Consider the following 12729-nt stretch of genomic DNA (forward strand, 5'->3'; position numbering starts at 1 on the left):
CAATCGGAAGAAGGCCTTACAGGGCTTTCCTCACTGCCCGGAACTTGTGCAGCAAGGGCTCGGTATAGCCCGAGGGCTGGCGGGTGCCTTCGAAGATCAGTGCGGCAGCGGCCTGGAAGGCCGGGCCGTCGAAACCGGGCGCCATGGGCAAATAGGCCGGGTCGCCAGCGTTCTGCTGATCGACGACACCTGCCATTTTGCGCAGCGCGGCGTCTACCTGTTCGCGCGTGACAATGCCGTGGTGCAGCCAGTTGCTGAGCGCCTGACTTGAGATCCGGCAGGTGGCGCGATCTTCCATCAGTCCGACGTCATGAATATCGGGCACTTTCGAACAACCCACACCCTGATCGACCCAGCGCACCACGTAGCCCAGGATGCCCTGACAGTTGTTTTCCACCTCGGCGACGATGTCGGCCTCGGACCAGTTCTGACCATCGCGGATCGGCACGGTCAGCAGGCCGTCCAGCGTGCCTTGCGGCGGGCGCTTTGCGATCTCGTCCTGCACGGCGGCGACATTCACCTTGTGGTAATGGGTGGCGTGCAGCGTGGCGGCCGTGGGCGATGGCACCCAGGCGCAATTGGCGCCGGCTTTCGGGTGGCCGATTTTGGCCTCCAGCATGTCGGCCATCAGGTCGGGCATGGCCCACATGCCCTTGCCGATCTGCGCCTTGCCGCGCAGACCGCAGGCGAGGCCGATCTCGACGTTGCGGGCTTCATAGTGCTGCAACCAGGCCGCGGATCTCATCTCGGCCTTGCGCAGGAAAGGTCCGGCTTCCATGCCACTGTGGATCTCGTCGCCGGTGCGGTCCAGGAACCCGGTGTTGATGAAGGCCACGCGGTTGCGGGCGGCGCGGATGCATTCCTTGAGGTTGACGCTGGTGCGACGCTCTTCATCCATGATGCCGATTTTCACAGTGTATTGCGGCAGGCCGAGGATGTTCTCGACGGCGGTGAACATGGCATCGGTCAGCGCCACTTCGGCAGACCCGTGCATCTTCGGCTTGACCACATAGACCGATCCGGCGGCAGAATTGCGGCGCGCGCCGTTCAGGTCATGCATCGCGATCAGAACGGTGATCAGCGCATCCATCAGCCCTTCGGACACTTCCTGACCGTCCGCATCCAGCACCGCCGGGGTGGTCATCAGATGCCCCACGTTGCGTACCAGCAGCAGCGCCCTGCCCTTCAGCACCATCTCGGACCCGTCCGGGCCGGTAAAGCGCAGGTCGTCGGACAGGCTGCGGGTGACCTCCTTGCCGCCCTTGGGGAAGCTGGCGGTCAGCGACCCGTCCATCAGGCCCAGCCAATTGCCATAGGCCTGTGCCTTGTCGGGGCCATCGACGACGGCGACGGAATCCTCGCAGTCGATGATGGCCGACATGGCAGATTCAAGCCGGAGGTCGCTGATGCCAGCGCTGTCCAACTGACCCACCGGATGCTCGCGATTTACGTCAAGAACGATATGCAGACCGTTGTTTACAAACAGGATTGAATCTGGTGCTTCTGCCGACCCCTGATAACCCGCGAATTGCGCGGGATCGGCGAGTGTCGGCTGAAGTTGTCCTTTCGTCACGCAATAGCCGGTCGCGTCGCCGTGGCTGCCCTGGGCCAGCGGCACGGCGTCGTCCAGAAACGCCTTGGACCAGGCGATGACCTTCTTGCCGCGCGCCGCGTCGAAACCACCGCCCTTGGGCAGATCGCCCATGGCATCGGTGCCATAAAGCGCATCATAGAGCGACCCCCAGCGCGCGTTGGCCGCGTTCAGCACGTACCGCGCGTTGGTCACCGGAACCACCAACTGCGGCCCAGCCACCGAGGCAATCTCGGGATCGGTATTCTCGGTGCCGATGGCGAAATCGAGGCCTTCCGGCTCGATATAGCCGATCTCGGTCAAAAAGGCGCGATAGGCGTCGGGATCCTGCGCCGCGCCGCGATGATCGCGATGCCAGGCGTCCAGCTTTTCCTGCATCGTGGCCCGATACGCCAATGCGCTACGGATCCTCGGCCCGAATTCCGCTACCAGACCCGAGAACCCCGACCAGAATGCATCGGCATCGATGCCCGTTCCCGGCAATGCCTGCTCTTCCAGGAATGCTGTCAGGGTCGGGTCGACCTTCAGGTCGCCACGGTCAAGATAGCGCGGGGTGGATTGGGTTCCGGTCGTCATGGGCATGTCCTTGAGCATTGTTTGGCACAGGGATAGCGTCTGCTGCGGCGACGGCAACCGGGAAGTGACGGAAATCAGGGGGATGGTACCGCCTCCCTGGCTTGAACAGGGGACCTCTGGATCCACAATCCAGCGCTCTAACCAACTGAGCTAAGGCGGCACGTTGCGAGGGTTTATCGCTGCGTCTGGGCGATTGCAAGCGGGCGTCACGCGGTTTTTCGCATTTTGCGGGGAAAACATGATCCCCTTGCCTCGCCCCGAAAACGAAGGTAGCGAACGGGCATCAGGAGGCGTCCATGGGCATCAACAACGAACGCGACATTACCGCGAATCTGCAGATCGGTCCGACCGATCAGGGGATGGTCCGGATTTTTGTGGAAAGCGACGGTATCGAGATTCCGATGGATTTCGAGGTCGATGAAGCGCGTGAGATTGCCGAAGAGATTCTGGCCGCCGCGGCACAGGCAGCGGCGCAGACCTCCTAACGCCCCCCGAAATCGCCATCGCGAAACCCGTGCAGGCGCGTCATGGCGGTGCGCGCAAGGCGCAGCGTCAGGGCCTTGCGGCGGGCCCCCGCCAGTTTGCTTTCCGGTCCCATGCGCAGGATTTCAGCATCATAGCCATCGGCGATGATCAGCCCGGTTTCCGCGGGCAGGATCTCGGTCGGGAAATCGCTGTCCACGGCCCAGAAATACCGGTCGCAATAGTCGAGATACCCCTCCCACTTGCTGTCGGCGCGATAGTCGGCCAGCCCGGATTTGCATTCGACCACCCAGATCTCGCCCTTCGGACCCAGGGCCATGACATCGACCCGCAGCCGGGTTTTCAGGGTCATTTCCTCGACACAGGTGAAATCATGCGCCCGGCGCAGGTGGCGGCAGGTGCCGCGTGCCAGCAGTTGGCCGGGGGTCAGGGTGTCGGGCTGCATGTCCATGCAGCCAGAATGAACATTACGGGAACATCGGGCAAGGCGAAAAATCCTTGACGTAATACCTTATGGTGTCGTATTTAGTGATACCGAAAGGTTTCACAAGGAGGCGCCATGCAAAATGCCCAGCCCTGTTTCCGGGCCCTGTCCGATCCAACCCGGCGCGAGATTCTCGGTCTGCTCAGCCAAGGTGGCATGACCATCGCCGAGGTCGCCGAGAACTTCGACATCACCCGCGCGGCCGTGAAAAAGCACCTGACGATCTTGCAGGAAGGCAATCTGATCACGGTTGAGACAGCAGGAAGAACGCGGGTCAACACATTGAACCGGAGTGGGTTTGCCCCTGTCATCGACTGGTTCGCCCACTTCGACGCCTTCTGGGATGACCGTCTGGACGCCCTGAAAGCCGCCATTGAAAAGGAATACGCGAAATGACCGCTGCCATCGAGAAATCCATCTACCTGTCCGCGCCGAGACAGGCCGTCTGGACCTATCTGACCGACGCCAAGAAACTCGGCACATGGTTTCACCCCTCGGACACCGACATGGTGGCCGGCGCCACCTATACATTGTCCAGCCAGACCGATGGCGAACGGATGTGCTGGGGCACGGTCGAGGAATCCCGCCCGCACGACTATCTGCGTTGGTCCTTCACGGTCGGCCCGGCCAATGGCGCCATGAGCACCGTGGAGTGGCGGCTAGAGGAAATCGCCGGCGGTACGCGCCTGAGCCTGAGCCATTCCGGCCTGCCCGATACAGGCGATGGGTTCGGCCTTTTGCTGGCGCTCGACAAGGGCTGGCACGGCTTCCTGATGAACCTTCGGCAACTCTCGGACGACACGCCCCTTGCAGAAGCGCAGCCAGCGGCCTAGATACCCTGAGGCGGGTGCTGCCCTTCCCGTGTCTGTGGCAACATTCCGGTGGCCTTAATCAATTCCGAGGGAGTTGGCTCTGGCGAGGCCCTGGCTTCGTTACCTGACGCCCACCTGTATATACAGGTTCTCGGGAATATACGCCTCCACGGTTGCGCGCGGGCCCGTCACAAAGCAAGAAAGCGGTCCTTCGGGACCGCTTTTTTCGTTTGTCTCGGTGGAGTTGCTCAGCGCGGACGGCGCGAATGCGGCCTCACCGTGATCGGCACGGGTTCGGCCAGCAGCACCGGCAGGGCATCGCGCTTGCCGCCACTGCCCGCGTCCTCGCCATGGCCGCGCGGCAGCGACAGGGCAAATTGCACACCCGCGAAGACAATCCCGTTGAAGATCCACAGCATCAGCACCGCGATCCACCCGACATTCACATGGGTGACCAGATGCCAGAGGTTGGCGACGTTGAAATACAGCAGCATGGTCACAAACGCGGCCGAGATCGCATAGCCGATGGCGACCTGCTTGATGTAGAGACGGACGAGATACGGCATGGGAGGCTCCTTCCTCTGACCGTTCAAACATAGCGCGCAGTCGATATGTCTGCCAGCCAATCCGGGTCAAATTCACGGGATCGCCTGAAAAATCGGCAGGCGCGTTCAGAACGCCTCGGGTTTGGCCTCGCGCGCCATGTGATCCAGAACCGCGTTGACGAACTTCGGTTCCTTGGTTTCGGGAAAGAAGGCTTCGGCGACGATCACGAATTCGGTGATGACCACCTTGGGCGGCGTGTCATGCTCCAGCATCTCGGCCCCGGCGGCGCGGAACAACGCCCTCAAGGTCGGATCAATGCGCGCGATGGGCCATTTCGCCACCAGCGCCCGGTCGGTCATCTGGTCGATCTTGGCCTGCCAGTTCACCGCATCAGTCACCAGTGCGCGGAATAGCCCGGCATCGGCTTCGGCCATGTCGAAATCCTCGAACTCCTCGCCGAAACGGTAGTGGGTGAATTCCGCCGTGACGGATTCCGAGGTCTGCCCGGTGGTTTCCATCTGGAACAGCGCCTGAACGGCAAAGAACCGGGCCGCCGAGCGCAGTTTGCGCCGCTGGTTGCCGGACAGATTATGGGACGTGTCAGTGGTCATGGGCGTTCAGTTCATTCCGGGCGGAACCCGACTTTCTTGCTGGAGGAGCCAAATGCACGGGTCAGCGCGATCAGGTGAAGTGCCGCCGCAGCCGCGCCGCCGCCCTTGTTCTGGCCCGCGACTTCGGCGCGCGCCTGCGCCTGATCCATGTTCTCGACGGTCAGGATGCCGTTGCCGATGCAGGCGCCCTGAAGGCCCAACAGTGTGATGGCGCGGGAGCTGTCGTTGCAGACAGTGTCGTAATGGGTGGTTTCGCCCCGGATCACGCAGCCAAGGGCGACGAACCCGTCAAACTTGTCGGCATTGAAGGCGATGCGGATGGCTGTGGGCACTTCCAGCGCGCCAGGCACCTCAATGGTCTGATGGGTCGCCCCGGCGGCCTCGATCTCGGCGTGGGCGCCAGCCACCATTTGATCGGCGATGTCCCGGTAATAGGGCGCCACGACGATCAGCAGCCGGGGCGCGTCGCCCTCGAAACGGGGTGTCGGCAGGGATTCATGAGCTTGTCCGGCCATGGGCTTACTCCAGCGGGATCGAACGGGTGTCTTCGATGCTCAGGCCGTAGGCGTCCAGCCCGACCACCTTCGGCTTGGCCGAATTGGTCAGCAGGATCAGCCGCGACAGGCCCAGCGACGACAGGATTTGCGCGCCCAGTCCGTATTGGCGCAGCGTCTGGGGCGAGGTCGCATCTTCGGTGTGCAATTTCATGGTGGTGTCGCGCAACAGGACCAGAACGCCCCGGCCCTCCTTGGCGATCACCTTCATGGCCTGACCGAACTCGCTGGCGCGGCCGGTTTCGCCCAGCCCCACCACGTCCAGCATCGGGTCCAGCGAGTGCATCCGCACCAGCACCGGATCATCGCCCGACACGTCTCCCTTGATCAGAACGATATGTTCGTCGCCATGGGCAGTGTCGGCATAGATGCGCATGCTCCAGTCGCCGCCGAATTCCGAGGTGACGGTGCGTTCTTCGGTGACGGTGACAAGATTGTCATGGCGGCGGCGATAGGCGATCAGGTCGCTGATGGTGCCGATCTTCAGGTTGTGCTTCTGGGCAAAGGCCACCAGGTCGGGCAGGCGCGCCATGGTGCCGTCATCGTTCATGATCTCGCAGATCACGCCTGACGGGTTCAACCCAGCCAGTCGGGCCATATCCACTGCGGCCTCGGTATGGCCGGCCCTTACCAGCACGCCGCCGTCGCGGGCGCGCAACGGGAAGATATGGCCCGGCGTCGCGATATCAGCGGCTGACTTGGTGGAATCGATGGCCACCGCCACACTGCGTGCGCGGTCATGGGCGGAAATGCCGGTTGTCACCCCTTCACGTGCCTCGATGGATACCGTGAAGGCGGTTTCATGGCGCGAGGAATTGTCCGAAGCCATCAGCGGCAGGTCCAGCGCATCGACACGTTCGCCGGTCAGCGACAGGCAGATCAGCCCGCGTCCGTAAGTTGCCATGAAGTTGATGGCTTCCGGCGTGGCCATCTGCGCCGGGATCACCAGATCGCCTTCGTTTTCGCGATCTTCATGATCCACAAGGATGAACATGCGCCCGTTGCGCGCGTCCTCTAGGATCTCTTCCACCGAAGAAATGGCGTCCCGGTAATGGGTTTCGGTCTCGGACATGGTCACTCCGCTTTCCGTAGACGGTGCTCTTACCCCAGCGCCCTGCGATTGGCCAGAGCCGGGGATGGGGGATCGCTGCGTTATGCCCAGTCCTGCAGACGGGCGACGTAACGGGCCAAAGTGTCGATCTCAAGGTTGACCGGATCGCCCACCTGCGCCCGGCCCCATGTGGTGACGCTTTTGGTGTGCGGGATGAAGTTGATGCCGAAGTCACAGCCCGAAACCTCGTTCACGGTCAGCGAGGTGCCGTTCAAGGCCACCGAGCCCTTGGGCGCGATGAAGCGGGCCAAAGCCTCTGGGGCGCGCAGGGTGACGCGGGTGCTGTCGCCCTCGTCCGCCATCGCGACGATCCGGGCGACGCCATCCACATGGCCTGACACGATGTGCCCGCCCAGTTCGTCGCCGACCTTCAGCGCACGTTCGAGGTTCAGGATCTTGCCGATGGCCCAGCCGCCCGCGCCGATGTTGGTCTTGGACACGGTCTCGGCCGAGATGTCGACCTGGAACCAGCCGCGCCCGTCGTCGGTGCGGCCGGTGGCTGTGGCGGTCAGGCAAACGCCGTCGCAGGCGATTGAAGCGCCGATGTCGATGCCTTCAGGATCATAGGAGGTCGCGATGCGCGCGGTCAGATCGCCCGCCTGTTCGACCGAGACAACCTCGCCCATATCCGTGATGATGCCGGTGAACATGTCTGATCTCCCTTGTGCGATCCTGCCCGTGCCGACCTACTTCCGGCGCGGCGCCGGTGCAAGACATGCGTTTCCATGCCGCCACAGTTTGCGGTCATTCCAGCGCAGGGCGCGGTGCGGAACTGGCCATTCGGGAAAAAACTTGTCAGGGTCGCGCCAGTGGTTTTGAGGCAGGTCGTGGGTATGATGCGCAACTTCGTACGAAATGTGGTAGCTGTCCTGGCGCTGACGGGGCTGATGGCCTGCGACGGTGCCATCCCCCGGACGGGACCGACCAAGGACGAAGTTTTCGAAAGCTCGGTCCAGCGTGACGGCGACACCTATATCGTCGTGGTCAACAGGGGCATCGCGCGGGCGGCGGAATACACGCCGCCGCTGGGATTCTCGGCTTCCTTCCGCAATGCACCGGTGCTGCAACCCGATGAAATCCGTCCCGGCGACACGTTGGGCATGATGATCTGGGAAAACGTACAGGAAGGCCTGCTGGAAGTGGCCGGCACCCCTGCCCCGCTGACCCAGATCCAGGTGGATGGCGAAGGCAAAATCTTCGTCCCCTACGCCGGGCGCGTCACCGCCGCCGGCAAGACCCCTGAGGAACTTCGCGACGAGTTGAGCCAGATCCTGGGCGCGCAGACCCCCGACCCGCAGATACTGATCAGCCGGACCGCAGGCGACGGCGCGACGGTTTCGGTTTCGGGCAACGTCGGGGCGCAGGGTGTCTATCCCATCGAGCGGCCGACCCGGCGCCTGTCGTCGATGCTGGCGCGCGCCGGGGGCGTGACCATCGAGCCCGAGATCGCCCAGGTCACTGTCCTGCGTGGCAACCTGTCGGGCCGGGTCTGGTTCAACTCTCTGTTCCAGACCCCGGCCAATGACATCGCCCTGCGGGCCGGGGACCGTATCCTGGTCGAGGCCGACGAACGCTATTACGTGGCCCTCGGTGCCACCGGGCGTCAAAGCCGTATCCGCTTTGAAAGCCAGGAACTGTCGGCGATGGAGGCCCTGGCGCAGGTCGGCGGTCTGTCCACCTTGACGGCCGACCCCACCGGCATTTTCATCCTGCGTGAAGAGCCCGAGTTCGTGGCGCGCCGGGTCACCGGCCAGAAGACCCTTCAAGGCGCCAAGCAGGTTGCCTATATCTTCAACCTGACCAGCGGCGAAGGCCTGTTCGCGGCGCGGAATTTCACCGTGCGCGACGAAGACACCATTTATGTCACTGAAGCCCCGATCAGCCAGTTCAACAAGGCCGTCTCGGCGGTGTTCGGATCGCTGACAACAGTGGCGTCGGTCCAGACCATCGCGAACTGACGCGGCATCCCGCATCGCACCGGCGCATCTCTTGGGATGCTGCCTTAGGCTGAATGGCCCGTGCCATCTCCCGCCATGTTCTTGCCTGAACTGCGCGGCAGGGGCGTGATCCCGTGCGTGCGTCCTTGTGCCGTGCGGTACGGATATCAGCTTGCCCAACCCAATTTATACGTTTATCTTACAAAAAGAGAGGTGTCCCATCATGAAACGCAGCCCCCTTAGCCGGAAAGCCACAATCGGCGGCGTGATCGAAGTCCGCGGGATTCTGGGGGCAGCGGTGGAAAACCTTGGCACCCGCATTGTCGGCGGCGACTGGGCCGAGGGCGAAGCCATCAGCCGCGAGGCGGATCTGGTCGAGGAATTGGGCGTCAGCCGGTCTGTCGTCCGCGAATCCTTCCGTATCCTCGGTGCCAAGGGACTGATCCGCAGCCGCACGTCGGATGGCACCCGCGTCACGCCGCGCGCCGAATGGCGGTTGCTGGATCCTGACGTCATGGATTGGCGCATCAGGGCGGGCGACACCCTGACGCTGCTGGACGACCTTCAGAAGGTGCGGTTGGTGATGGAACCGGGCATCGCTTTCACCGCCACCCAGATGGCCACCCCGGAACAGCGCGCGCGCGTGCAGGCCACCTGGGATCGCAAGGTCGAGGTGGCCGAGGATACCGAGGCCGATGCGGCGGAACAGCGGCAGAATTTCATCGACTCCGATCTGGATTTTCACCGTGCGCTGATCGAATGCGTCGGTTCGGAACTGCTGGAACAATTGTACTCGGTGATCGAGGCCTCGCTCAGCATCTCGATCGACCTGCAGATGGCCGCCGTGGGGTATGTCTCCGAGATGGTCGGCATGGATGAAAGCCACGAGTTGCACGAGGCCGTCTACCGCGCTTTCATGGATGGCGACGCCGAACGGGCCAGCACCGCCATGCGCCGCGTCATCCAAAGCGCCATTCGGGACATGCAGGAAGGCCTGGCCCGACACTCCCCCTGATCCCAAGTCAAAATCTGGAGACGAAGATGTCCGATACGCTGCAGCCCGCGCTGATTGCGGCGGTTGCCGAACGCCTTGCGGCGCATGAGTTCAAAGGCTGGTTCTACGGCGATTCCGTGGGGTTCGAAGGCCTGGTGGCCGCGGCGGACGTTCTGGACGATCCCAAGTGGGTCGATTTCAGCCACGGGTTCTTCCGCGCCTGGGCAACCCGGCGGCATCCGTTTCATCCCGACGACAACACTGCTCCCGGCCACGTCATGTGCGATATCGTCGAACGCACCGGCGACGCGGTGCTGAAGGATGCGGTGCTGGACCTGGCCCGGCATCTGCGCGGCCGGCGGCGGATCGGCGATGTGTCGGTGACCTTCGAGGACACGTTGCGGTCCTTGCGTCAGCCCAATGGCGGCGTGCCGCTGTCAGACGCGCAACAGCAGTTGATGGCCGACCCCGGTGCCGGGATCTGGCTGGACTGCATGCATTTCGACGCGCCCTTCTACGCGCATTTGTCCTGCTTCGATCCCGATGGCGATTGGGCCGAGGCCGCAGTGCGCGAGATCCTTGGCTATCGTCCGTTCCTGTATGATGACGACACCGGCACCTACCGGCATTACTGGCTGGAAAAGCTGGGACACTCGCAGATCCCCGGCTGGGGGCGCGGCCAGGGGTGGGCGCTGCTGGGCATGCTGGACGTGCTGAAATTCTGTGGTGACGTAACCGGGGCGGATGTCCTGCGCACACAGGCCGTGGCGCTGGCCGAGACCATGGTTCGCTATCAGCTGCCCGACGGCAACTGGCACTGCATGGTGCATGAACCGCGCTCTGGTCCCGAGTCCTCGACAGCGGCCTTTATGGCCACGGCCTTTTTCCGCGGCATCAAGCAGGGCGTTCTGGGGGACAGCTTTGCTGAGCCTGCCGAAAAGGCGTTCCGTGCGATGACCAATAAACTGGATCAGGACGGCAATCTGCGGGGCGTCTCGGCGGCGGTCATGTCGGCGCTGGTGGACGAACACTATTGGCACGTTTCGCTGGATCGCATCGTGCCCTGGGGACAAGGTCCGGTGCTGACCGCCGTGGCGGCCCGCGCCGCGTTTCTGGGCTGAAACGGCGCGCGCCGGGGCCCGTTACGGCCCCGGCGCTCGGCCTAGTCCAGCGCCCGGATGTCGTCATACATCCGGATCGTGACCCCACCGTCCATGACGATGTTTTCGCCGATCATGAAGCGGGCTTCTTCCGAAGCCAGAAGGGCGGCCACCGCGGCGATCTCGTCGGGCTGGCACAGGCGGCCCACCGGCTGCATCGCTTCCACCTTGGCCCGTGCCCGCGCCGCATCGCCGGTGGCGCGGAAATCATCCTCGGCGATCTGCGTGTCGGTGTAGCCGGGCGAGATTGCGTTCACCGCGATGCCCTGATCGGCATATTCCAACGCCAGCGACCGGGTCAGCCCCAACAGCCCGTGTTTGGCCACCGGATAGGGAAAGGTGCCCTTGATGATCGCGAAGGCGTGGTTCGAGATGATGTTGATGACCGCGCCGTTCTGCTTGGTCACCATGTCGGGCAGCACCGCCTTTGTGCAGGTCCAGGCACCTTTCAGATCGACGTTCATGCAGCGATCCCAGTCGTCGTCACTGGTCTCCAACGGCGTCCGGAACACCGCGATGCCGGCGTTGTTCACAAGAACGTCCACCGGACCGAAATGCGCGACCGTGGCGGCATGCATCGCCGCGACACTGGCCGCGTCGGATATATCGGTGTGGACGAACAGCGTCTCGGCCCCGGTTTCGGCGGCGATGGCCGTGGCGGTTTGCTGCCCCTGTTCCGGGTCAAGCTCGGCGATGACCACGCGGGCGCCCTCGGTGGCGAATCGACGGGCGATGGCCGCGCCGATCCCCCGCCCTGCCCCGGTCACGATTGCAATTTTCTGTTCCAGCCTGCGCACTTGTATCCTCCCACACCGAAGCGTTGACTTTGTATGATAAACAGATCATATCCTTTACCCATCGGGATGAGAACACCTATGGGAGGAAAATATGCTCATCAAAATCAAACCCGCTCTGCTTGCCAGTGCGTCCGGGGCTGTCCTGCTTGCAGGCGCCGCCGTGGCCGAGGACAAGGAGATCGTCGCGATCTACAAGAGCGGTACCCAGCAATACTTCATCGACCAGGGCGAGGGCTTCAAGGCTGCCGCCGAGGAACTCGGCTATACCGCCAAGATCATCAACGTCGAGCTTGACGCCAACCTCGCGATCTCGGCCGTGTCGGACGCCATCGCCTCGGGCGCCAAGGGCATCGGCATCACCGCGCCGGATCAGGCCATGGGGCCGGCCGTGTCCCGTGCCGCCGAAGAGGCCGGCGTGCTGATGGTCGCCACCGATGATCCGATCACGAAGGAAGACGGCAGCCCGGTGCCCTTCGTGGGCTTCGACGGCGTCGCCATGGGCACCGCCGTGGGTGAACGCGCCGGCGAACTTCTGGCCGCCAGCGGCTGGCTGGATGGCGCCAAATACGGCATCCTCAGCGTCGAGGTTCAGACCCTGTCGGTCTGCAACGACCGCACCAACGCCGCACAGGAACAGGTGATCGCCGCGGGTGCCAGCCCCGACAGCATCGTGCATGTGTCCTATGACGGAACCGCCGACACCTCGCTGGCCGCCACCGGTCCGGTGCTGACCTCCAATCCCGGCATCAACAAATGGGTGGTCTTCGCCTGCAACGACGAAGGCGTTCTGGGCGCCAACAACGCTCTGAAGAACGCGGGCTACGGTCCCGATGACGTGATCGCCGTGGGTCTGGGTGCCTATGAGGCCTGCCGCCCGTGGAAAGCCGGAATCCCGTCGGGCTTCAAGGCAGCGCTTTACCTGTCGGGCACCGACGTGGGCGATGCCGCCGCGCGCACCCTGATCAACTCGATCGAAACCGGCGCGCCGCTTCCGCTGAAATCGGTGGCCAATACCACGATCGTCGATCCGACGAACTATGCAGACGTGATGCCCTGCGACTGATGAACTCCCT

General features: G+C 63.4%; 15 protein-coding genes and 1 tRNA gene. 7 read left to right on the forward strand and 9 right to left on the reverse strand.

The genetic code is table 11. The features are described 5' to 3' along the window. Positions 1–16: 16 nt before the first annotated feature. Both AB0T83_RS11615 and AB0T83_RS11620 read right to left on the reverse strand, forming a co-directional pair. Complete coding sequence (locus AB0T83_RS11615) at positions 17–2167, reverse strand: malate synthase G (RefSeq protein WP_366193215.1); 2151 nt, start codon at positions 2165–2167, stop codon at positions 17–19. An 83-nt stretch (positions 2168–2250) separates the two neighbouring features. Beyond that, positions 2251–2327 (reverse strand) — tRNA-His (locus tag AB0T83_RS11620). Between the two features lie 136 nt (positions 2328–2463). Here AB0T83_RS11620 and AB0T83_RS11625 point away from each other — a divergent pair. After that, positions 2464–2652 (forward strand): DUF6324 family protein, encoded by a 189-nt coding sequence (locus AB0T83_RS11625; RefSeq protein ID WP_366193216.1) that lies wholly within the window; start codon positions 2464–2466, stop codon positions 2650–2652. Here the strand turns inward: AB0T83_RS11625 and AB0T83_RS11630 are convergent. Continuing rightward, on the reverse strand, positions 2649–3101 hold the full coding sequence (locus AB0T83_RS11630; protein WP_366193217.1) for an MmcB family DNA repair protein: 453 nt from the start codon (positions 3099–3101) through the stop codon (positions 2649–2651). The genes AB0T83_RS11625 and AB0T83_RS11630 overlap by 4 nt on opposite strands. 108 nt (positions 3102–3209) lie before the next feature. Between AB0T83_RS11630 and AB0T83_RS11635 the strand changes: the two genes are divergently transcribed. Both AB0T83_RS11635 and AB0T83_RS11640 read left to right on the forward strand, forming a co-directional pair. Next, positions 3210–3530 carry a metalloregulator ArsR/SmtB family transcription factor gene (locus AB0T83_RS11635; RefSeq protein ID WP_366193218.1) on the forward strand — a complete coding sequence of 107 codons (321 nt, stop codon included), beginning with the start codon at positions 3210–3212 and terminating at the stop codon, positions 3528–3530. Next, complete coding sequence (locus AB0T83_RS11640) at positions 3527–3967, forward strand: SRPBCC family protein (RefSeq protein ID WP_366193219.1); 441 nt, start codon at positions 3527–3529, stop codon at positions 3965–3967. The genes AB0T83_RS11635 and AB0T83_RS11640 overlap by 4 nt, the downstream gene beginning before the upstream one ends. A 227-nt stretch (positions 3968–4194) precedes the next feature. Here AB0T83_RS11640 and AB0T83_RS11645 read toward each other — a convergent pair whose 3' ends face one another. From AB0T83_RS11645 to AB0T83_RS11665, 5 genes are all read right to left on the reverse strand, one after another. Next, positions 4195–4512, reverse strand: a complete 318-nt coding sequence (locus tag AB0T83_RS11645) for a hypothetical protein (RefSeq protein ID WP_366193220.1) — start codon at positions 4510–4512, stop codon at positions 4195–4197. Between the two features lie 105 nt (positions 4513–4617). Further along, complete coding sequence (nusB, locus tag AB0T83_RS11650; protein ID WP_366193221.1) at positions 4618–5103, reverse strand: transcription antitermination factor NusB; 486 nt, start codon at positions 5101–5103, stop codon at positions 4618–4620. An 11-nt stretch (positions 5104–5114) separates the two neighbouring features. Further along, a complete protein-coding gene (locus AB0T83_RS11655) occupies positions 5115–5618 on the reverse strand; it encodes a 6,7-dimethyl-8-ribityllumazine synthase (RefSeq protein WP_366193222.1) in 504 nt (167 codons plus the stop codon). Between the two features lie 4 nt (positions 5619–5622). Then, the gene (gene ribB / locus AB0T83_RS11660; RefSeq protein WP_366193223.1) at positions 5623–6729 is read right to left on the reverse strand and encodes a 3,4-dihydroxy-2-butanone-4-phosphate synthase; all 1107 of its coding nucleotides are present in this window, start codon (positions 6727–6729) and stop codon (positions 5623–5625) included. A gap of 80 nt (positions 6730–6809) precedes the next feature. After that, entirely contained in the window at positions 6810–7418 is a 609-nt protein-coding gene (locus AB0T83_RS11665; protein ID WP_366193224.1) for a riboflavin synthase, read from the reverse strand. Positions 7419–7625: 207 nt separating this feature from the next. On the opposite strand from AB0T83_RS11665, the gene AB0T83_RS11670 reads away from it, so the two are divergent. The 3 genes from AB0T83_RS11670 (at position 7626) to AB0T83_RS11680 (ending at position 10820) form a co-directional block, all read left to right on the forward strand. After that, complete coding sequence (locus tag AB0T83_RS11670; protein WP_366193225.1) at positions 7626–8726, forward strand: polysaccharide biosynthesis/export family protein; 1101 nt, start codon at positions 7626–7628, stop codon at positions 8724–8726. A gap of 244 nt (positions 8727–8970) precedes the next feature. Continuing rightward, positions 8971–9720, forward strand: coding sequence for a FadR/GntR family transcriptional regulator (locus tag AB0T83_RS11675; protein ID WP_366193227.1), 750 nt, complete (start codon positions 8971–8973; stop codon positions 9718–9720). A 26-nt stretch (positions 9721–9746) separates the two neighbouring features. Further along, positions 9747–10820, forward strand: coding sequence for a glycoside hydrolase family 88 protein (locus tag AB0T83_RS11680; protein ID WP_366193229.1), 1074 nt, complete (start codon positions 9747–9749; stop codon positions 10818–10820). 41 nt (positions 10821–10861) lie between these two features. Here AB0T83_RS11680 and AB0T83_RS11685 read toward each other — a convergent pair whose 3' ends face one another. Next, on the reverse strand, positions 10862–11656 hold the full coding sequence (locus AB0T83_RS11685) for an SDR family oxidoreductase (RefSeq protein ID WP_366193231.1): 795 nt from the start codon (positions 11654–11656) through the stop codon (positions 10862–10864). Positions 11657–11747: 91 nt separating this feature from the next. Here AB0T83_RS11685 and AB0T83_RS11690 point away from each other — a divergent pair, with 91 nt between their 5' ends. Further along, complete coding sequence (locus AB0T83_RS11690) at positions 11748–12719, forward strand: substrate-binding domain-containing protein (protein ID WP_366193232.1); 972 nt, start codon at positions 11748–11750, stop codon at positions 12717–12719. Positions 12720–12729 lie beyond the last annotated feature (10 nt).

It is taken from the genome of Meridianimarinicoccus marinus (assembly GCF_040689105.1).
Lineage (GTDB): Bacteria > Pseudomonadota > Alphaproteobacteria > Rhodobacterales > Rhodobacteraceae > Meridianimarinicoccus > Meridianimarinicoccus marinus.